Annotated in this window: 22 protein-coding genes; 12 read left to right on the top strand and 10 right to left on the bottom strand. The window is 68.9% G+C overall.

Translation table 11 applies throughout. The annotated features are described in order from the left end of the window. Positions 1 to 18: 18 nt before the first annotated feature. Entirely contained in the window at positions 19 to 756 is a 738-nt protein-coding gene (locus tag QF035_RS00110; protein ID WP_307517290.1) for a hypothetical protein, read from the top strand. After that, positions 753 to 1,457 carry a hypothetical protein gene (locus tag QF035_RS00105; RefSeq protein ID WP_307517289.1) on the top strand — a complete coding sequence of 235 codons (705 nt, stop codon included), beginning with the start codon at positions 753 to 755 and terminating at the stop codon, positions 1,455 to 1,457. The genes QF035_RS00110 and QF035_RS00105 overlap by 4 nt, the downstream gene beginning before the upstream one ends. A 91-nt stretch (positions 1,458 to 1,548) precedes the next feature. Here QF035_RS00105 and QF035_RS00100 read toward each other — a convergent pair whose 3' ends face one another. Further along, on the bottom strand, positions 1,549 to 1,701 hold the full coding sequence (locus QF035_RS00100; protein WP_307517288.1) for a hypothetical protein: 153 nt from the start codon (positions 1,699 to 1,701) through the stop codon (positions 1,549 to 1,551). 448 nt (positions 1,702 to 2,149) lie between these two features. Here QF035_RS00100 and QF035_RS00095 point away from each other — a divergent pair, with 448 nt between their 5' ends. Next, complete coding sequence (locus QF035_RS00095; protein ID WP_307517287.1) at positions 2,150 to 3,082, top strand: ParA family protein; 933 nt, start codon at positions 2,150 to 2,152, stop codon at positions 3,080 to 3,082. Next, positions 3,082 to 4,017: a hypothetical protein gene (locus tag QF035_RS00090; RefSeq protein ID WP_307517286.1), complete on the top strand. Its 936-nt coding sequence runs from the start codon at positions 3,082 to 3,084 to the stop codon at positions 4,015 to 4,017. Before QF035_RS00095 ends, QF035_RS00090 begins: the two co-directional genes overlap by 1 nt. A 66-nt stretch (positions 4,018 to 4,083) precedes the next feature. Here the strand turns inward: QF035_RS00090 and QF035_RS00085 are convergent, their stop codons facing one another. After that, entirely contained in the window at positions 4,084 to 4,689 is a 606-nt protein-coding gene (locus tag QF035_RS00085; RefSeq protein WP_307517284.1) for a hypothetical protein, read from the bottom strand. A gap of 159 nt (positions 4,690 to 4,848) precedes the next feature. Here QF035_RS00085 and QF035_RS00080 point away from each other — a divergent pair, with 159 nt between their 5' ends. Together QF035_RS00080 and QF035_RS00075 are read left to right on the top strand one after the other, a co-directional pair. Then, a complete protein-coding gene (locus tag QF035_RS00080; protein ID WP_307517283.1) occupies positions 4,849 to 5,001 on the top strand; it encodes a hypothetical protein in 153 nt (50 codons plus the stop codon). Positions 5,002 to 5,174: 173 nt separating this feature from the next. Then, a complete protein-coding gene (locus QF035_RS00075) occupies positions 5,175 to 5,387 on the top strand; it encodes a hypothetical protein (RefSeq protein ID WP_307517282.1) in 213 nt (70 codons plus the stop codon). 138 nt (positions 5,388 to 5,525) lie between these two features. Here the strand turns inward: QF035_RS00075 and QF035_RS00070 are convergent, their stop codons facing one another. Next, the gene (locus QF035_RS00070) at positions 5,526 to 6,506 is read right to left on the bottom strand and encodes an ATP-dependent DNA ligase (RefSeq protein ID WP_307517280.1); all 981 of its coding nucleotides are present in this window, start codon (positions 6,504 to 6,506) and stop codon (positions 5,526 to 5,528) included. 587 nt (positions 6,507 to 7,093) lie between these two features. On the opposite strand from QF035_RS00070, the gene QF035_RS00065 reads away from it, so the two are divergent. Beyond that, positions 7,094 to 7,522 carry a hypothetical protein gene (locus QF035_RS00065; RefSeq protein ID WP_307517279.1) on the top strand — a complete coding sequence of 143 codons (429 nt, stop codon included), beginning with the start codon at positions 7,094 to 7,096 and terminating at the stop codon, positions 7,520 to 7,522. Between the two features lie 174 nt (positions 7,523 to 7,696). Beyond that, the gene (locus QF035_RS00060) at positions 7,697 to 7,909 is read left to right on the top strand and encodes a hypothetical protein (protein ID WP_307517278.1); all 213 of its coding nucleotides are present in this window, start codon (positions 7,697 to 7,699) and stop codon (positions 7,907 to 7,909) included. Positions 7,910 to 8,302: 393 nt separating this feature from the next. Here the strand turns inward: QF035_RS00060 and QF035_RS00055 are convergent, their stop codons facing one another. From QF035_RS00055 to QF035_RS00040, 4 genes are all read right to left on the bottom strand, one after another. After that, complete coding sequence (locus QF035_RS00055) at positions 8,303 to 8,539, bottom strand: hypothetical protein (protein ID WP_307517277.1); 237 nt, start codon at positions 8,537 to 8,539, stop codon at positions 8,303 to 8,305. 1,122 nt (positions 8,540 to 9,661) lie between these two features. Beyond that, complete coding sequence (locus QF035_RS00050; protein ID WP_307517276.1) at positions 9,662 to 9,871, bottom strand: DUF6207 family protein; 210 nt, start codon at positions 9,869 to 9,871, stop codon at positions 9,662 to 9,664. Positions 9,872 to 9,964: 93 nt separating this feature from the next. Next, complete coding sequence (locus QF035_RS00045; protein ID WP_307517275.1) at positions 9,965 to 10,177, bottom strand: hypothetical protein; 213 nt, start codon at positions 10,175 to 10,177, stop codon at positions 9,965 to 9,967. Between the two features lie 65 nt (positions 10,178 to 10,242). Continuing rightward, a complete protein-coding gene (locus tag QF035_RS00040; RefSeq protein ID WP_307517273.1) occupies positions 10,243 to 10,617 on the bottom strand; it encodes a DUF6233 domain-containing protein in 375 nt (124 codons plus the stop codon). A 92-nt stretch (positions 10,618 to 10,709) separates the two neighbouring features. Here QF035_RS00040 and QF035_RS00035 point away from each other — a divergent pair, with 92 nt between their 5' ends. Both QF035_RS00035 and QF035_RS00030 read left to right on the top strand, forming a co-directional pair. Continuing rightward, positions 10,710 to 11,768: a DNA polymerase Y family protein gene (locus tag QF035_RS00035; RefSeq protein WP_307517272.1), complete on the top strand. Its 1,059-nt coding sequence runs from the start codon at positions 10,710 to 10,712 to the stop codon at positions 11,766 to 11,768. Then, on the top strand, positions 11,758 to 12,207 hold the full coding sequence (locus QF035_RS00030; RefSeq protein WP_307517270.1) for a DUF6292 family protein: 450 nt from the start codon (positions 11,758 to 11,760) through the stop codon (positions 12,205 to 12,207). Before QF035_RS00035 ends, QF035_RS00030 begins: the two co-directional genes overlap by 11 nt. A gap of 17 nt (positions 12,208 to 12,224) precedes the next feature. On the opposite strand, the gene QF035_RS00025 is transcribed toward QF035_RS00030, so the two are convergent. Continuing rightward, entirely contained in the window at positions 12,225 to 13,343 is a 1,119-nt protein-coding gene (locus QF035_RS00025) for a pentapeptide repeat-containing protein (protein ID WP_307517269.1), read from the bottom strand. Positions 13,344 to 13,657: 314 nt separating this feature from the next. On the opposite strand from QF035_RS00025, the gene QF035_RS00020 reads away from it, so the two are divergent. Both QF035_RS00020 and QF035_RS00015 read left to right on the top strand, forming a co-directional pair. After that, complete coding sequence (locus QF035_RS00020; protein ID WP_307517268.1) at positions 13,658 to 15,007, top strand: replication-relaxation family protein; 1,350 nt, start codon at positions 13,658 to 13,660, stop codon at positions 15,005 to 15,007. An 846-nt stretch (positions 15,008 to 15,853) separates the two neighbouring features. After that, positions 15,854 to 16,051, top strand: a complete 198-nt coding sequence (locus QF035_RS00015; protein WP_307517267.1) for a hypothetical protein — start codon at positions 15,854 to 15,856, stop codon at positions 16,049 to 16,051. Between the two features lie 58 nt (positions 16,052 to 16,109). On the opposite strand, the gene QF035_RS00010 is transcribed toward QF035_RS00015, so the two are convergent. Then, entirely contained in the window at positions 16,110 to 16,643 is a 534-nt protein-coding gene (locus QF035_RS00010; RefSeq protein WP_307517375.1) for a hypothetical protein, read from the bottom strand. After that, complete coding sequence (locus tag QF035_RS00005) at positions 16,643 to 19,186, bottom strand: DEAD/DEAH box helicase (RefSeq protein WP_307517374.1); 2,544 nt, start codon at positions 19,184 to 19,186, stop codon at positions 16,643 to 16,645. Before QF035_RS00005 ends, QF035_RS00010 begins: the two co-directional genes overlap by 1 nt. Positions 19,187 to 19,695 lie beyond the last annotated feature (509 nt).

Here is a 19,695-nt window from a genome sequence, read left to right as displayed (position 1 = left end):
TCGAAGGAGACCCTCTTCATGACGGACAGCACCACCCAACTCACACGCCTGCGCGCACGGATGCTGGCCACCGCGTACAGCAACGCCGACATCTGGACCCGCCGCAGCGCCTTCCTCACCGACCAGGCCGTGGCCGCGCTCGCCCGCTGCGACCGGGCCGCAGCCGAAACCCTGGCCGCGCAGCTGCTGGCCCCCGAGTTCCTCAGCGACCCCCAGATCCTGGGAGCGGCGATCGAGGCCGGGATCGACACCAACGGCTGGGAAGAGCGCCGCGAGAAGACCCGCACCTACACCCGCGAGGCCCACGAACTGGCCCCGCGGTTCGACCCGGAAACCGAAGCCACACGGATTTGGTCATCGCTCTACGACCACTACCCGCAGATCGCGGCCGCCCTGGCCGCCTTCCTCAGCGAGATGCCGCCCACCTGGCGCGAGGACCTGTTCACCAACAGCAGTCCATACTCCCCCGCCGTGCACCGGCAGGTATCGGAGCGTCCCGGACCGGAGACCGCGCCGTATGACGCCCTGGGCTGGGAGGACTGCCCGGCCTGCGCTGAAGCCCAGGACCAGTGCCGCTACCACGCGGGCTTCTTCGCCGGCATGGAATACCAGCGCGACCTGATCCAGACCGCGTTGACCGACCACACGGCCATCGACCATCTCCAGCAGCGCCACACCGAACTCGAAGGGAGCGCCGGCCAAGCGGCGGCCGCCGACGTGAGCACACCCCTCCACGAACAGGAGGCCGCCCGATGAAGCGCGCCTTCTTTCGCCGCTGCGGCCACGCGCCGCCTGAAGCCCTCGCTCCCGAGGACCAGGCGGTCGTCGACGCGTTCCGTGCGTTGCTTGCGGCCCGCAAGAATCCGCAGGCCTGGACGCCGGGCTGCAACCAGGACGCCGCGGTCAGGGTCGGCCCGTTCATCGAGCGCGTCCGTCCCCGGCCCGGCGACGACCACGGCCCGGACCTCATCGCCGTCTGCCTGGAACACCCCGGCTACCCGTACACGCCCTACCCCCACCGCTACACCCGCAAGGGCTGGCTGCGCTGCGAGACGAAGGCGATCCTCGGAGTGTGGAATCCGGCCTACCAGATGCTCACCCACGCCGCCGCGGGCCTGGACCTCCCCGACGACGTCGGCATGGCACCGGCGCTCTACGGCGTCCACGTCGAAGCCCGCCGGAAGAACAACCGCGGCTACATCCTGCTGCGCCTCGGTCCCTACACCCAGGCCCGGCACACGGACCGGGACGTCGACCGCCTCAGCGCCCACCTGGAGGGGAAGGCTGACACAGTCCTGCCCGGCTTCACGCTCACCGTGAAGGGCGCCGTGTTCGACGTCAGCGACCACCTCGCCTACTGCGACCCGTACGAAGCCGACGCCCTCGCGCTCCTGGCGGCCGCGGTCGGCAGGGAGGGAGCCACGGACATCCCGGGCCGCGGCGCTCCCGTTACCTGAATGCTCTGACGCACACGACCACCAAGGAAGAGGCCCGTACCCCCGACAGCGTTTGTCGGGGGTACGGGCCTCTTTTGCGTTCCGGGCCCACTCACGTCTTCAAGACCAGCATCAGCGCCGTGAACGCCGCCAGCGTGATCCCGAGCACCGGCATGAGGGTCGGGGCGACCACCACGGTGACGCCGGCGACAGCGGCACCGATCGAAGCCACCGTGACGATCAGGGTGCGGTCGGTGGACGGCATGAATATCTCCTCAGTCTCCAGAAAAAAGGTGTCCCCTCCGGGCACTCCGAACTGTGTGCGTAACCGGAGTTAGCGGCGCAACTTCCTTGCGCCGGACGGGAACTGAGCGCAGTCCACCGCCGACAGCATCGGGATTCAATGCGCACCGCTCTTGAATGCCGGGCCCGTCTCTGCCTCCGGCCAGCCGCACAAGATCAGCTAGGTGCAGCCGCCAGCCCGCCCCATCGATCCCGCCGGGCACGGCAGCAGCACCGGCGCGCCCGGTTCCGGGGCTGGAGAACGTCAACTCCCCACCGTCCACCGCTCGATGGATCATGCAGTCCGAGTGGACTCCCCAATAGGGGAGTGATGCCCGCAAGCCAGTGCTGGCAAGGAATGAGGGTGTGCCAAGATGCCTCTTGTGCCGCGCACGGCGCGGTCCACAATGAGCAACAAGGAAGGGCACCTCGTGCTGAACCAGAGTGCCGGGCAAGCGATCGAGCCCCCTGACAAAAGCATCGCTGTCGGCACCGGCAAGGGCGGTGTCGGCAAGAGCACCGTGGCCGCGCACCTTGCCGGTCACTCCGCGGAAGCCGGGTACCGCACCCTCCTCATCTGTGTGACGGGCCAGGACGACGACGACCTCGGCATCAAGCGCTTCGGCCGCGGTGTCCACCCGCCGGGACCTTCCGCCATAGACGGCCAGGGCCTGTACCGGGCGATCCACGACCGCGTCCCGCTCCAGCCGATCCGCGAAGTCCGCCCCAACCTTGACGTGCTGCCCGGCGGCCCGCAGGTCGCGGACATCTCGAACCTGCTGATGCTGCGCATGATGCAGGAAGGTGCCGGCGTCGTCCTCAGCCTCGCCCGCTCCCTCGCGCCGATCGCCCCCCTGTACGACCGCATCATCTTCGACAGCGCCCCGGAACAGGACTCCCTTGAGCAGCTGGTCCTCGGCAGCGCCCGGACACTGATCGTTCCGACCCGCTCCGACGATTCGTCCATCTCGGGCATGGAGCGAATCAGCAAGAACTTCAAGGTCGTCAAGCAGCAGGTGAACCCCCACCTCCAGATGGCCGGGGCGTTCCTCTACGGCTCGAACCGTGCGGCCACCCTCATGCACGCAGACGTCCGCAAGGACATCCGCGCGACGCTCGGCGAGGGCACCCCGATCCTGGACACGATCGTCGGCTACCGCGAAGTCCCGGCCCGCAACGCCCGTAAGAAGGGGCTGCTGTTCAGCGAGTACGCCGATCTGCTGCCGGTGTCCGCGACACCGGCTGACGTGAGAGCCGGCCGCGCGACCGGGGCCGACATAGTTCCTGACACGATCACCCCGCTCTCCAAGGAGATGCGGGAACTGACCACTGAGATCTTCGAGCACTGCGGGAGCGTGGCCTGATGGCTGGCCTGTTCGACGTCGACACCACACAAGCACAGCAGCCTCAGGCCGGCGGCCTGTTCGGCGGCCTGCCCGCTACCGCCGCCGCGGCGAGCGTCGTCGTGAAGCCGCTCCCCGGCACGGCCCTGTCCCTGATCCCGGCCCCGTATCAGCCGCACAGCGACGACGAACTCTCTGACAAGGAGCGCGAGGATCTCGAAGCCTGCAAGGCCGGAGTCGACAACCTCCGTACAGCTTTCTGGATCGCGGGCAAGTCGTTCGAGACCATGAGCACCGCCAAGCTGCACCGCGAGGAGAACCCCAACTTCGCCGAATGGGTGTGGGACACCTGGGAGGTCTCCGAATCCCAGCTCTACCGGCTGATCGACGAATGGCGCGTCGGCGAGGCCCTCGCCAACCTCGGTCACAAGCCGCTGGAGTTCCACGTCCGCAAGATGACCGAGCTGCGCCGTCAGACGAACGACAAGGTCGCCATCACGGTCTACGACACCATCGCCCGGTGCAGGACCCGCGTCACCGGCGAGATTGTCGAAAAAGTGGTCAACGGTCTCGGGTTCCTTCCCAAGGACGCCGACGCCGCCGACATCGGCCGTCGTGTCCGAAGCCTCCTGGACACCCCGGACGACAAGCCCGGCAGCGGCGAGAAGGACGACTCGGTCCCCGACATCAGCTCGCTCGGCACGGACTCCCCAAAAGGGGAGCGCAGCCCGGAGCCCAGTAACAGCAACGCCGGCCCTCTCGCAGCGAAGGACATCGAGCGCCTGCACGCCACCCTTGCCGCACTCCAGGAAGCTGCGAAGAAGGTGAACAAGGCAGCAGCCCGCCGGGCTGTCGAAGCGCAGCCAGACGTTGCCGTCCCACTCATCCAGGAGATCGGGGCGACCCTCCAGCAGATCGACAGGGCCGTCGCCATCCGACTCCCGAAGCCAGAGTGAACTGAACACGTGGACGCAGGACTAGCCGCCGTCATCGCGGGAGCATCGGGGGCGGCTGGCGCGGCATCAGTCCCAGCCGGACCATCCGTACGGGCCACCATGCCGACGGACGTACCTGCGTAGGCTCAGCCGCTTCAGCGGCCCAAGGCGCCGTCTGCGGCCATCATCAGGATGCAGCGCTTCACGGCATGCTGCCGTGAAGCGCTCCACCTTCTCTTCCGCGCGGCCACTAAGCTCAACGATGATTTTGCGCTGATGATCAGGCCGTCCCAGTTCGAGCCACCAGGCCAGTTCGTCCAGCCATGCACTGAGGAGCTCGGCGGCACTCATCGCGGCATCGGTCACCGCCTCAGGACCCTCAACGGCGACCGCGCCCACCGTCGTCCCAATGTCGTCGTGAAGCGCTTGAGCCCGCGCTACCCGCTGCTTCGCCCTGTCCCCGTCCAAGTCGGGAACGTTCAAGGTGCTCATCAGTCGTCGAGCTGCGTCTCGCTGCACCAGGAGGGCGGCAGCACAGGCGCTGTAAGCGACACGCCTCGACTTCAGGTCCTCAACAGACGCCTGGGCGCGAGCGTTGATCCCCGCCGTCCGGACAGCGCCCACCACACCGGCCACCGCGGCGATCACGGTCCCCGCTACTCCGATCAGCGCCACCAGCGTTACCGGGTCCATCTGCGCATTGTGCGGGGACTTGAGTACGGAAAACCGGCGCACTCGCCCCTAGCCCTCGCGGCTACTTCATTCGGGTCACCCCGGACCAGTGCGCAGGAACGGCAGGCGCGCCGGACGGTCGCCTACCGGCTTGCTGCCTGTGACGGACTGCCCCGTCCGGTGAGGGTGGCGGCAGCCGCGGCGCTGGAGGTCATCGATGCGGGTCTGGACAGGAACGAGGCCCGGGACGCGGTGAATGAGCTGGCAATCCTGATCTACGGCTTGCGCAGCGGGCGCCCGGCCGCGGACGCGTACGGCGACGAACTGCGCTGACGGGGCCTACGCACGGCATGACGCGCCGGCGCTCGCAGGAGTTCTCCGGTCCGGCTGAGCGTAGCCAGGCGGTCAGTGCCGCCTGGACGGCTGCACCCGAAGCGGTCATGCCCTCGCAGCGGGGTGAACTTGAGGGCGAGCAGGGCGGCCCGTCCGGCCGGAGCTCAGACCCAGTGGACGCGGCGCTGCAGCTGCTGAATGCGGCGCGGCAGGCAGTCGAGGACGCAACAGAGGACAAAGTCGCGAGCAAGGCCCGTAGCGGCGAAGGAGCCCAGCGACAGCAAGACACCATCCGCCGCATCGGCCGAATCCTCAGCAAGGTGAAGGTCGACGCCGACACCGTCGACGGGGACGTCATCGTGGATGCCGAACTCGTTGAGGGCTGATCCCCACCTGAGCGGGACTTCCCCAATTGGGGAAGTCCCGCGGATTTTGGCGGCACCAGCTCTGTGCTCCCATCAACCCCTGTCGGGCCGAAGGTTCCAAACTGACGCACACAGAGCAGCGGCCGGGGAGCCGGGAGACTATCCAGGGCTGCCGAAGAGCGTGACGTCGCCAGGGAAGAGGTCGGGCCGCATGCGGTGCCAGCGGGCCGGGTGCCGCCAGCGCCCGGAACCGTCCCGGGCGACGTCGACGCCGACTTCCACGACCAGTTCGGGCCGGACCAGGGTGACGTCCAGCGTCTCCCGGCTGCCCCACCCGGCAGAGAAGGACCAGCCCGTCCACGGGTGACCGGCCTCTGCAGGAGTGAGCAGAGCGGCGACCGTGCGGCCGACCGTCTGGGGGAGTGTGGTGGTGCGGCCGGTGTACTGGAAGTGGCCGGCGGTGTCGTATCTGCCGAGCAGAAGCGTGCGCGGGGCCGTCGGTGGGCCGATGACCGCGCCAACGATGGCCTCGGTCGTCTCGCGCACTTTGTACTTCAACCACCCTTTGACTGAGGGTCGGTACGGGCTGTCGAGCCTTTTGAAGACGACGCCTTCGAGGCCGGCTGCGGTCCACGATGTCAGCCACTCGCGCACGGTGTCCGGGTCGGTGGTCGACGGGCACAGTGCCCACGGCGCCGTCAGCTGATGCTCGCGGAACAGTTTCTCAAGTGCGGCGCGGCGCCGCGAGTAGGGCCACGTCAGGGTGGTGGTGCCTGCCAGGCGCAGGACGTCGAAGGCGACGAAGTGCGCCGGCTGCTGTGCGGCGGCCTGGAGGGCTGCGGGGCCGCGGCGGTGCAGCCGGTTCTGCAGCTGCTCGAACGCGAGACGCCCGCCCGTGTCCCACACGATGAGTTCGCCGTCCAGGGCGGTGGCGTCCGGCAGCTGCGCGGCGCCGGCCACGACTTCGGGGAACGCGGGTGCCATCTGGGTGCCGCGGCGTGAGCGCAGCACCACCTGGCCGTCGTCGACGGAGAGGGCGGCCCGGAATCCGTCCCACTTCGGCTCCGCGGCCGACGACGCCGGCAGGGCGGGGCTGCGTACCGCGTCGGTGAGCATCGGCTCCGGCAGAGTCCATGGCATCTGGGATGCCTTCCACCCTCCCAGGCAGCTGCGGGCGTGGTCAGCCGAGTGGTTGTATGCCGCCACCGGGTCGCCGCCGCGGCTACGACTGACTTGCCCTACGACTTGCCCTACGAGTTGCCCTACGAGTTGCCCTACGACTTGCCGTACGAGTAGCCCTACGACTTGCCCCACGCCCACGTCGGGGCTGTCGCGGACAAGGGGTCTGAGCAGGAAGACAAGGGGTCGCGGCGGGAGCTCCCGGGCGCCGACTACTTCTCTACGGCACCCCTCGCCGTGGTCGGGGTTGCGACAAGGGTTGCGCTGGAGGTTGCGCCTAGGGGGTGCGACAACTGTTGCGCGGGCTTTCGAGTTGTCGCAGGCCACCACGCGGTTTCGGCTCTGACATCCCCTCTACGCCCGCTTTCCGCCCCTTGGACCTGGTGAAGAGAGAGGTGGGGAGGCAAGGAAACGGCGGCGCGGGCGGGCGAGGGGACCGGCGACCGGTGGGCCCGTTCCGCGCGGCGCGGGGGCCGCGCGGCCGGACGCCTGGGAGCAGGCGCCCGGACCGGGCTGACGAGGAGCCCGCCGGTCCGTACCGTGGCGCTATGACTCCTGATCAGATCCTGCGGGCCGTCGACTACATATGGGCGGTCACGGGAGGCGATGACGCGACGATGGCGCGCCTCGATGACCACGGCATGCCTCCGACCAGGTTCCTGCTCGTCGACTTCCTGGACCTGGTCGTCACCTCCGCGGGCATTGTGGAAGCAGCGGCGGACCAGGCCCCGCCGGCCGAACGGCAGGATCTGGCGGCAGCGCTCTCCAGCGTGCTGGTCCGCGGCATGAGGGAGTGGGCACAGACGGCGCGGGAGGACCCGGACTCGCCCGGCGACTTCACAGAGGCGTCCGAGGGGATCGCGCGGACCATCGCGGACTTCCTCCTGGTCTCACTCGCCGGTCCCCCCGGAGACCTTGAGCCGCGTCTGGAAGCCTTCCGGACGGTGGCAGCCGCGATGCCCCGCACCACGGATTGATCGTCGTGCTGCCGGTTGCTCCGTCCCGGAGGCCAGGAGTCGGCGCATCGGCGCAACCCCGCGGTTCCGGCCGTTTGTACGTCCTTTGTTGCCATCCCCCGGCATATGCGCTGCCCGTCGAATCCGTGCTCGCTACATCTGAACCAAAGGGTGCGCGTTCGGAGGAGGGGGCTCATGGTTCTGACGATCAATGTGGCGGTTCTCCTGGCGGTCATCATCATTGTCCGGCTTCGGCGCCGAGTTCAGGCGCGGAAGCGGTCCGACGAACAGCTGACCGTTGTCATCGTGTTGGTGTTCGGCGTGCTGGTCGCTCCGACGGCCTTCGGGCAGGGAATCGCCGATGTGGTCGGGCAGCTCGCGGACGGCATTACCGACTCAGGCCGCTGAGGTACCTCCGGTCTGGTCCCAGCGGATGCCTGTGCCGGGAACATCCGCAGGAGCGCGCTGGTTACAGGAAGCGTGGTTGTGGAGGGGACAGTGTCCCCGGGCCTCAACTATTGCCCATGAGGACGATCGTTCGGCTGAAGCCTCATGGAGCGTTCCGCCGCGTAGGCGACCGCCCTTCACGACCACGTTCTTCGTTGCAGCCGCTGCCCGGGATCTGTCCCGTGCGGCGGCTGTTTCGCGTGGGGCTGCGCAGCGCGCCCCGACCACGGCGCCCTGTACCCCGACCATGAGCCCGTCCATGGCAGGTCAGCGTGTTGCCGACTCTCGCTGGGGAGGCGGCACGGTGCCGGGTCTACAGCCGAATGAGACGGTCCCGCGAGCAGCAGATCTGCTTCACATGCCTCGGACCGAGATCATCTGGTCCACGGCTTTCTGAACCTTCGGCAGGAACGCCGCGATGGTCTCGCTGTTGGGTTCCTCGCCGAGCTGGTCCAGAGCGGTCGCGCGGGTGAGGACGATGTCGGCCTGGTAGACCAGGCCTGCGGCCCACACGTCCAACTCCGCTTCGGTGCCCCCGTCGCCAGGACCGTAGTTGATGTACAGAACGGGGAGCTCAGCGGAAGAGTCCAAAAGGGTACGGATGTCTGTGACCGTAACCTGCGGCGCTGGCCTGTCGACGGTCGGTTCCACGGTGTGACGCTCCTCCGGCTGATAGTTGAGTCAGCCTCTGCCCGCTTCAGCGATCACACTTCAGTGTCACAATCCGGCGTTGATCAACCTTCAGTGGCAACCGGCCAAGGCTCAGTGCCAGAGGACAAAGAGTCAGGTGACCGCTCTCATCCAATCGAGGCGTTTACTCAGCGAACCCAGTCGTTGAGCCTTCCGTCTCAGTGAACCTAGTCGTGCCGTGAGCGCGCTGGGGGTGGCGGGTGGCCGTACAGGCTGGGGTGGATCTTGCAGGTCCGTACGTTGAGCTGTCGTACCTGGACTCGGTACGTGAAGGCGTTACGGGCAGAGCCTGTCCCTATGCCGCCGCCACGCTCCGATACGCGGAAAGTAGATCGCGTATCGCATCACTGGTTTCACCTTCGACCATCGCGGCATAACGGACGATTCCCAGAGCGGACTCACGTCCAAAGTCGGCGACGAAGTCATCAGGGGTTCCCACGACTATGTCCGCTCGATAGGCCACGGCCCTTACAGGATCGGGGTCGTCACGGGACAACCTGGCAACGGAGATCCCGGAACCACCACAGAACCGCCCCAGCAACTCGACATGCGCGAGCGTGCTCGCCTCCCCAGCGGTGATCAGGTGCACAACGCCTGCCGTCGACTGCGTCCCTAGCTCCCGTGCTGCCCGCATGAGAACCACACTCGCCGCCGCGAAGCGGGTCTCGATCTGCTCCTGCTCCCTCTTGGAAGCGAGGAGCCCCGGACCACTTCGCTTCTTTCGCCACCTGAACAAATCGCCCCCTGCATACACGGCCGACCCGTCGGACGGCGAACCGCCGCAGCAGCCTGCTCGAACAGTGCCAACATGATGGCAAACCCAGTCTGGGACCGCTCCCGAACGGAGAGACGGCATCGCCATGCTGCGGTGCGGTTGGCTGAGGAATGTCGTTTGGCCCCGTCTCATCTAAGCCAGTCCATGCAGGTCAGCGGTACTCAGCGGAGACTAACTTCGTTGAGACAGGACATCAGGGGCGCGTGACTTCCGTTCTCGCGTACACAGCCACGGGTGCGTGACCGGTGCTATGGGGTGAGTTCCTGGCGTACGTCCAGGTAGCAGCGCAGCCGTACGCCCGGCTGGCCGGGCTCGCGGGTTGTACGGTCTGCCGTCGCGGTCGCCCACCGTGTGGCGAGCAGCTGCTGGACGGCGAGCGCGGTGTCGTCATCGGCGGCGATGACCTCGACCACGGCCAGTCCCGGCTCTGCCACATGTGTTTCGTTGATCGGCCCCATGCACGGCATGACGTGCCGGCGCTCGCAGAAGTTCTCCGGTCCGGGCCTCTTCACCCGACCGTGTGGAGGCCCGGGCACGCAGGCCCTGGCCGGTCAGCTCGCCTGTGTGCGGGTGCTGGTGAAGCGGACGCCGGCACCCCAGTTCTCCCGGGCGGTGGTCATGCACCAGTGGCACAGGGGCAGGCCGCCGCTGCTGTATTTATGGGTGCTGCGCTGACAGCCGGAACAGGGTCCGACCATGCTGCTGGAACAGGTGAAGGTGGACGGGTCCGGCTCACTGATCGGTGGCGGGAAAGCACTGGTCATCAGGGACAGCCTGTTCTGGGGGAGGGGCGGGTGCAGTGGACGTGACCGGAGGGGGCCGGGGCCGGTCAGCGCGCTGTAGCGGCGAGGGCCGGCCGGGAGGCTAAGCCGAGGATGCCCAGGGCGGTGCCGGGCTGGCAATGGCTGCAGGCCCGCACTCCTGACGCGAGGAGCCGGCGGGCTTCGTCCCGGCCCACCGGGCGCCGTCGTTTGCCCGCGGCGTAGCAGCCGCCCACGTGGACCTCGGCGGGCGGCCGTCCGTCACCGATGCCGAGTTCGACGATCCACTCCGGCTCCGCGGGCCGGGCCTGCCGCCCGTGCTGCTGCTCGGCTTCCCGCTGCCGGAGAGCGGCGATCTTGTCGTCGATGCGCTGCAGCCACATGGCATGCCAGGTCCTCAAGGCCAGCAGTCGTCCCAGGTCAGGGGGCAGGTCGTCCAGCATGGTCCGTCCCGGGGATCTTCGGCTGTGGGGGCTGCATCTCTCGCGTGTTCGAATACTAGTTCTATATGGTGAGTGTAGTGGAGGTGGGTGTCATGGCGGCGGAAGCGGTGTCGGGAGATCGGCGGGTGTCGAGTGTGATGCATGTGCGCTGCCCCGACCGGTTGCCGGAAGAGACGTACCGGCAGGTCCTGGAACTGCTCGCGGACCTGTCCCCGGTCGTCCAGGCTCTGCCCCCTACGGCGGCCCTGGTGGAGCTGAAGGGTGGCCTGCGCTACCACGGCACCGATGCCCGCCACCTCGGAGAGGTACTGCGGGTAAGGACCCTCTCCCGCCTCGGCATCGACGTGCGGGTGGGCGTCGGGCCGACGATCACGGTCGCGGCCACCGCCTCCGGCCAGATCGACGCCCCCGGCGGCGTCCTCGCCATCGACCCCGACCACGTCGCCGACTGGCTCGGTCCGCTGCCCGTCGAAGCCCTGCACGGCATCGGCCCGAAACAGGCGGCGGCGCTGCACGACTACGGCGTGCACTGCGTGGGCCTGCTCGCCACGGTCCCGCCGGCCACCGTGCAGCGCCTGCTCGGCGGCCGCGCCGGACGGATGGCCGCCGACCGGGCCCGCGGCATCGACCCCCGCCCCGTCGCCCCACGCGCCATGCCCGCCACCCTGACCGTGCGCCACAGCTTCGCCCAACACACCCTGGACGGCGCTCCGGTCCGCGCCGCTCTGCTCGACCTGGTCGTGCAGCTCGGACGCCAGCTGCGCGGCCGCGGCCAGGTGGCTCGCGGCCTGACCCTGGTACTGCGGTTCGCCGGCGGGGCCTCGTGGGAGAAGACGCGCCGTCTGCCGGAGGCCTCCGCGCACGAGGACGACCTGCGAACCCTGGCGTATCGCATCTTCGATGCTGCGGGCCTGCAGCGCGGCCGCCTGACCGGACTGGTCCTCAAGGGCGAGGACCTGGTCGACGCCGACCAGGTTGCCCAGCAGATCAGCCTGGACCAGGCGCGGGAGGACCGTCTGGTCGCTGAGGCTGTAAGCGATCGGATCCGCGCGAAGTTCGGCCCGGCGCGATCGGCCCGGCCTCCACCTTCCTGCGCGCCTCATGACGCAGATTCCCGGCCCGCAGGTGGAGGTGAGAGGGATGCTGCTTGATCCGCCCGGCTGGCCGGGCTGTGCTCAAGGGCTGCCGCACTGGCCCTACCTCCAGGCCGTCGACCAGGCCCTCACCGCCCGCGGGATCCCGCCCGGCGCGGTCTGTATCGACCGGGCAGGCCGCGCGCACGGCGACACCATGTCCATGGAGCTGAGCTGGGATGTCAGCCGCACCGCCGGACCGGGAGGCGTCCGGTTCCACTGGGATGAGGACACCGGCTGGTCCTACGCCACGGTCCGCCTCATCCGCGATGGCGCCCTCCCGCGCCGTCCTCTGGTCCCGCTCCAACGCGTCTTCGCGGCACCGGAGGCGGTGGCGGACACCGCGGAGAGTCTGGTGCGGTCCTGGCGTACGCCCACCGGCGAGTACGGCGCGGAGTGGGACCAGGCCCGCGAGGTGCGCACCGCGATCAGCGCATTCCGGCAGTCGGTCCGTTAAGCCTGTGCCCGTACGGCCTAAGCACCTGGCGGGACCGGGAACGGACCCCACGAGAACACGGTTCCGCGGAACGCCGCGTCGCTGAAGTCGACCGTGCCGCCGGGGTTTGTCGCGCCGTAGAAGTCGACCGTGCCGCCGGAGAACTCCGCGCGGTTGAAGGTGACCGTGCCGTCGGAGAACGTCGCGGCGCCGAAGTCGACCGTGCCGCCGGAGAACCTCGCGCGGCTGAAGTAGACCCGGCAGTCGTCGGAGAACAGCGCGCCGCCGAAGCTGACCGTGCCGCTGGAGAACGTCGCGCCGCTGAAGTCGACCCAGCCGTTGGAGAACGTCGCGCGGTTGAAGTTGACCGTGCCGTTGGAGAACGTCGCGCGGTTGAAGTCGATCGCTCCGAGGAAGTGGCTGTTCGACAGGTCGCCGCCGTCGAAGGTCGCGCCGGTGAAGTCGAGGGAGTGCGTGCACCAGGAGGTGGGGTCGGTGGGGTCGTTCAGGTGGTCGCGGATGACGCGGATGATCGTCCAGCGGACTTCCCGTTCACCGGCCTTGTGTCCGGCTGCTTCCGGGTCGGGTTGGTAGGGCATGCGGAGGTAGGCGCACAGTACGTCGATGCAGACCTGGCGTTGTTCTTCCCAGTCGTCGGCGAGGCGGGCGAGGGCGTAGACGCCGGCGAGGCGTACGGCGGCCTGGTCGTGGCCGAGCTGTTCGGCGGCGGTGGTGTACCGCTCGGCGAGCTGGCTCGCGTCGGCGCGGTGGGCGTCGCCCTCGGACAGGAGCTGTTTGCGGTAGGCGTAGAGGCCGGCGAGGACGGCACCGACCAGGGTCAGCGCGGTGACGGTGGCTTTGAGGACGTCGTTGACGTTGACCGGCTTGGGCGGTTTCTGGTCGGCGGCCGCCTGCGCGAAGTAGTCGTGGGCGAACTGGTAGATGCCCCAGCCGAGGAGGAGGGCGAGGACCAGGGCCGCGGGGGCGACGAGCCAGACCGGCCAGAGGTTGGGGGTGTACCGGCCCCGGGGAGCCTCGCGCCTGCGCAGTGAGAGTGCCACGTCCAGAGCATGGAGCCGGGCGGCCGCCCGGTGCAGCGAGTTGCCGAAACACACCGCGGGGTCCCGGCCGGGTCGGAGGCGGCTGCCGTCGGGCAAGCCTCCAATCCCCCTACCGGTCTCCCTACCGATCCCCCTACCAACTCCCCTACCGGTGCCCGTAGTAGGCTGCGCATGCTTTGCGCAGGTCAGCCCCCTTGACCGGCCCCGACCACGAACTCCGACAACCCTCTTCTCTCTCCTTGCCTGTACCTGCTTGCTGGGGGATGGATTGTCTGTGGCAGGTGGCAGGCTGGGCGCGTCGTGATCAGAGGGTTCGGGGCGGCGTGTGCGGGTTGCGGCCCGGCGCGGCCGGTCCGCCGCGGCGCCCGTGGGCACCGCGAAGGGGTGAGCGAGGGAAGGAGCGGGCTGGGGTGGGTGGTTCGAAGGCGTACCCGTACGGATCCACATCAGCGGTGCGCGGGCACGTCCTGGCCGCGCTCGGAGTGTTGAAGGTGGCGAGCGCCGGTCAGATCCACCGGCTGATGGCACCGGGCCATAAGGACAACAAGGCGTTCCGCAACGCGCTGCTGGATCTGGCCCGGCACGGCCTCACGGTCTCGGAGGGCAGCAGCCGGGACGGCAACAAGCTGTGGTCGCTGACACCCCACGGCCTGGACGCGGCCGCCGAAGCCCTCGGCAGACCGGCGGACCAGATGGGCGGCACCGCACGCGGCGCCGCCCGCTCCGGTGCCCCGCACGCCATGGCGGTCAACGAGACCATCATCGCGATCACCCGCACCCCCGCCGCCCCGACCAGTCCCGTGCCCCGGCCGCGAACCGAACCCGCCTCCCCGCCAGCGGCCGTGGAAGCAGACATGGTGGGACCGGAGGGGATCGGTACGGTCGGCTCCTGGTCGACGGAGGTCTCGCTGAATCTGCCCAGCAGCAGAGGCACCCGCACCGCCGTGCGCGCCGACGCGGTTCTCCAGGCCCCGGAAGCCGGCCTGCCGGTGCTGTTCGTGGAGGTCGACAACTGCACGGAGACTCCCGAGCGGCTGGCCGCGAAGTTCGAGAAGTACCGCACCTACTTCCGCCTCAAGACCAAGACCACGCAGGGCCGCGAGCTCCCGGTGTGGCGCTCCCGCTACGCGGCGACCGGGCGGGACGGCCATCCGCCCGTCGCCGTGGTGTTCAACCCCGGCACCCGCACCGGCCCCGAAAGCCTGAAGAACCGCATGAACACCGTCCTCCAGCAGACCCGCGACGTGTGGTCCGGCACCTACCGGTGGCACGGCACCTACGGGGTGGGTGAGGAACGGGACGGCTACTACGACTACGCGGACGCGATCCCCGTCCTGTTCACCACCCTCGACAGACTCCAGACCGACCCGCACGGAGCGGTATGGCGTCGCTGCGGACACGGCCAGTTCGAGACCCTCCCCGACGCCCTCGCCAACCCCAAAGACCACGACGCCTGGGCCGCCCGCGAAGAAACACGGCGCCGACAACGCGACGCGGAGCGCGAAGAACAACAGCAGGCCTGGGGTGTCCAGCGTGAACGCTGGACGCAGGAACCCGACCCCGCACCCGCACCCGCACCCGCGCCTGAACCGGAGCCGTGCGAACGCTGCGGGCTCCCGATCACCGGCCAGCCAGGCATCCTCTACGACAACGCGCCACCACAAGACGGCCGCCACTGCCCCACCTGCCGCACCGACCTCCGACAGCAGCCCATGACGCTGCGCCAAGCCATCTTCGGGAAGAGCACACGCAGCCGGTAGAGGACCAGGAACAGCTCAGGCCGTCGGCACATATGGGGGCCCGGGACCGGGCAGGATTCGGGCCCCCACGATGCGCACCTGGCGGGGGAGCCGGTGTGCTGGATCTGTCCAACGACTTCCGCCGGTATTGGATGCACGGCTGGGGGCCGTGCCGGTTCCGTCCGGCACGGACCCCGCGCCGAACCTACCGGGCCGCCGACCGAGGCATCCCCTTGGGTCATGGAGCGGTGTCACGCTTGTGGGTGATGACAGCCACCCGGTTCGGCGGGACGCTCGGCAGAAAGCCAGTGGGGGACCGGCCGTGTGAGCGCGGCCGGTCTCGCGCCGTCAGGCGAGCATTGCGCAGACTGCCCCGCACCCGCTCGTCCGCGAGTGCGGGGCAGTTGCAGGTAGGGGGCCCGGGACCGGGCAGGCTTCGGGCCCCCACAACGCACACCGACGCGGAGGCGGTGCGCTGGATCTGCCCAACGACGCCCGCGCTTGGGGGATACGCAGGGACGTGGCGCTAGTCGGCCACCGGTATCGGGGTCTGGGGTGGCGGGCGGCCTGACCGACTGCGGGGTCGCGGCAACCAGCTGACGCCAGCCCAGTGCTCACCACCGGACGGATCTCCGGCTCTGCAAAGCAGCCGGATGACAAGGAGGGAGAAGGGCCGCTTCAACCTCCCCAGGCGTGGCGGCCCTTCCCCGAGCAGGCACAGCCCGACTACCCAGACGATTGCCGCCCACACCCCGTCTGCCACTTTCGACCACCGCCGAAGTGATGGTGGTGAGCCCGGCAGGAACGCGAGGATGGCGTAACGGCGGTCTGACCAGGCCGCCCGGCGTCAAGCCAGGGGAAAACCTCATGCGCACTGTTGCTCGCCTGTCCGCCGGCCTGCTGGCCGCCGTGGCACTCACCATGGGCTCTATATCCGGCGCCGCCGCAGCCGAGCCCGGCCGCACCGCTCCCGCCAAGCCGCTGCCCTGGGAGGCCTCCCAGCTCCCCACCGGAGCTGGAGAGTTCACCACTCTCTGCGGCGGCCTCTGCCCCCAAAGGCCGTAGCCTTAAGCAGCGCCGGCGCTGCCCCGCACTCACCAGATCGCGAGTGCGGGGCAGCCGGTCAGCGTGGGGTGAAGGCGTCGACCGTCAGGGTGCCGTCGTTGTCCATGCGGACCCGGTCGGCGAGCTGGGCCAGGACCTGCTCCGGCTCAAGGCCGGTGCGGGCGGCGATCGCGCGCAGCCGGCGGCTCACATCGGCCGACAGCCACACCTGCGCCTTCAGCTCATCACGCGCATCCTGCCGCTCCATCTGCCAGGCAGCGCGACGGGCGAGAGCGCCCTCGCGTTGTGCGTCGCGTTCCCGCGCCCACGTGCTGCCCTTCACGTCCTGCTCCGCGTTGTAGGTGGGCCAGCCCTGGTCGTCCATCAGGGCGGCGATGCGGCGCCATTCGGCATGCCGCGCCACCCACTGCTCGGCAAGGTCTGCCGGGTCGCCGTCGTACGGACCACGGTCGACGGCAGGGGAGTGCAGCTGCTGCCGGGTCTCCCGCTCACGCCGCTCCGCTTCCGCGACCTTGTCCGCGACCTGCGCCACGCTCAGCCCCTCGCCCTGCCGCCGGACCGTAGCCCGGGCCACGTCCTCAGCACTCCACATCACGCGCTCCCCTCCTGCGCCGCCCACTCCAGACCGAGGCTGGCCAACTGCGCACGACGCTCGGGGCTCAGCTTCGCGGCCCTCTTGCGGGTGTTGTCGAGCCATGCCCCAAGCTTCACGGCCTCCTGCTCACCCTCCCCACCACCGTCCACGTTGATCAGTTCGACGTGCTTACGAGGGGGCCGCAGGTGGCCTTCGCGGCCGTGGAACTGGCGGGCGGCCGCGAGGTTGGTGTTCCACCGTTCGTCCTGCGACCGACGCACCGGCCCGAGCGTCTCGCCCTCACCTGCGGGCTCGATGCCGAGGGTCTCCAGCAGGTACCGCTGCGCGGGCATCAGCCGCTCCCACCCCACCCGCTGCCCGGCGATCCACGCCCCCAGGTCCTCGCCCTGCACGACCAGCTCGCCCGCCCCCGCAGGGAGGCTGCCACCGGCCTTCACGTGCGCGAGCGCCAACCGATAGTTGCGCTGCCATCCGATCTCCCACGCCACCGGGCACCACCCGGGATCAATCTCTGTCAAAGCCTCCTGACGACTCTCAGAGAGCTCTCCGGCGTACGGGACGCCCGTTTCCCCGGCCTCACGCCGTGCGGCGTTCTCCACCGTCTTCCGGGCCGCCCCGCGCTGATTCTTCATCCAGGTCCCCAGCGGGAACGACTCCCAGACGACAGACGCGGCAGGCAGACAGTGCCCGTGCACGGCCGCGTACGAGCGGGCGACTTCGAGGCCGGCGTCCCACGCCGACGCGTGCACCGACCACACCATCCCCAGCCGCTCCAACTCCGCGACCCGCGAGGCCTCCAGCGTCCCGGCCGCGTAGTACCGGCGCTGATCCGCCACCCACGCCCCCAGCGGATGGGCGCTCACGGCTCCCCAATCCTCCGGCGAGACGTAGGTGAACGGCACCCTCAACTCCGAGTTGCCGGTCTCCCGCAGCCACCTGGTGGCGGCCTCGATGCCGCGCCGCCAGTACGCGCCCTCCGGGTCGATCACCCGCAGCTGCACGAACCGGCTGAGCGCGGCCGGGTCGCGTTCCTCGCTGAACCGCAGCACCCCCGAAGCCCGTTCGGACACCCGCTGCGTTTCCCGGTCACCGTCGTCGTCCTGGTCGTCCTCCTCACCGACCGGCAGACCGTCCCCACCGTCACCGTCAGCGTCGGCGGCGGGTCGGCTGTTGCGCAGACGAGGATCCGCGAGAGCCTCGATCGTCTCCGCATCGTGCGCCCGCAGAGCTCCAAGGATCTTACTCAAGGCCGTATAAGCCTCCGAAGTGAGCAACTCATTCGGATCTTCGCCCGGCCCAAGGAACACCGGAACGACCAAGGTAGCGAGCTTTCCATGATCCGGATTCAGCCGCAGAGCACGCCCAACCATCTGCACAATATCGACCATCGAGCCGCGCGCATCCGAGAAAAGCACAGCGTCACACTCGGCAGTATCAACACCTTCTCCGAGAACACGAACCGAGGAAAGAACCCGCAATTCTGCACGCACATTCACGCCTTCAAGATCAGGCCCTCCGAGGAAGTCAGAGGCGAATTCATCGAGCACCTGACGGCGGTGCCCGGGAGCATGCTCGCCGTACAACCAGTCCGCCCACACCTGCCCCACCGGCGGGTACGTGTCCGGGTCATCCTCGGCGAGCCGCGCCGCGACCGCCGGCACCGAAACCGCCATCGCCTCGGCCTCACTGACCCGGCTGTGGAACGACAGCACCCGCCGGAAACGCTCCTCAACCGCCGCGCGCATCAGCCCCGTCTGCACTGCCGCCAGCCGGGCCCCGCGCACGGCATCGGAGCCGGTGGCCTCCGTGCTCAGCGCCGCGTAGAGGCCGGGGTCGCGGATGTCGAGACACAGCACCTGGTAGGGCGCCACGATGCCCCGACCGACCGCCTCGGACAACGTCAGCTTGTACGCCACCGGACCGAACACCGGCGAACCGTCCTCCATCGACGCCACCAACCGCGGCCGCTCACCCTCCGCCTCCCACACGCGAGCAGTAGCCGTCATGTACAGCCGGCGCTCGGCAGGCAACTGCGCCTGGTCGTGCACCGCCGCCCACGGCTTCAGACCATCCCCACTGGTCCGGTGGGCCTCATCCACGACCATCAGGCTCCACACACCCAAGCCAGCGGCATGCGCGCGCTGGAGGATGCCGAGCCCGACCGCGGCGTACGTCGCGAACACCGTGACGGTCTCCAGCCCAGACATCCACGCGAGCAGCTCGTCGGGGTCGGTCGTGCACGGCAGCCCCTGACTCTCCTCTGCCCGCAGGGAACACACCCCGAGCATTGCTCCGGACCGGCCCGCCCGACGCCAGGCACCGGCCATCTGCGTCAGCAGGTCCAACGTCGGCACCAAAACCAGCACACGCCGGGCCGCAAGCCGGTGCGCTGATTCCGCGCCGATCAGGGTTTTCCCGGATCCCGTAGCGGCAATTACCTGGGTCCTCAGACCCTCCGGAGGCATACAACCTCCGGGCGGCATACCGAGAATGCGAACGACGTTATCGACCGCCTCAGCCTGATGCGGACGCAATTCCATCTGAGCCACGAGACCTCACATTCTCGATACTTGGAGAGGTAGTCTTCCCTTAACCCAGATTTCATCCAGGCTCCAAAATGACGAATTCTTCAATTCCGACAGTGCAAGCGATTATGCAGCCTCCAGGAAGGGATCGGTACCTAGTCATCATCCCAGAACCAAGCCGCATCCAAAAGTGACGCACACAGTTTGACCAGAAGTGGCTGAAACTTGTTCGGTAGTGACTGAACCTGACAGGAGGTCAGGGCGACACGCTGGCCGCACCCTCTTCCCCTGCCAGCCGCTTTCCTGACGCGCCCGGAGGGTGCGTCAGTTCTGGTGCGGGACTGCGGAGCAGGCCTGTACCGGGTTTTGATCCGGCGTCAGCCGGATCTGCCTGGATCGCGGAGCGATTCCGGGCAGGGCGGGACGGAGTTCCGCCGCATTGCGCGGAGCGCAATGCTCCATCGCGAAGCGATGGTAACGCCGCGTAGCGGCGTCGCGTCGTGTCTGCGGAGCAGACCGCGCGC

Source organism: Streptomyces umbrinus (assembly GCF_030817415.1).
Classification (GTDB): domain Bacteria; phylum Actinomycetota; class Actinomycetes; order Streptomycetales; family Streptomycetaceae; genus Streptomyces; species Streptomyces umbrinus_A.
The sequence above is the reverse complement of the archived record's forward strand: the minus strand, read 5'-3'. Positions and strand labels throughout refer to the sequence as shown.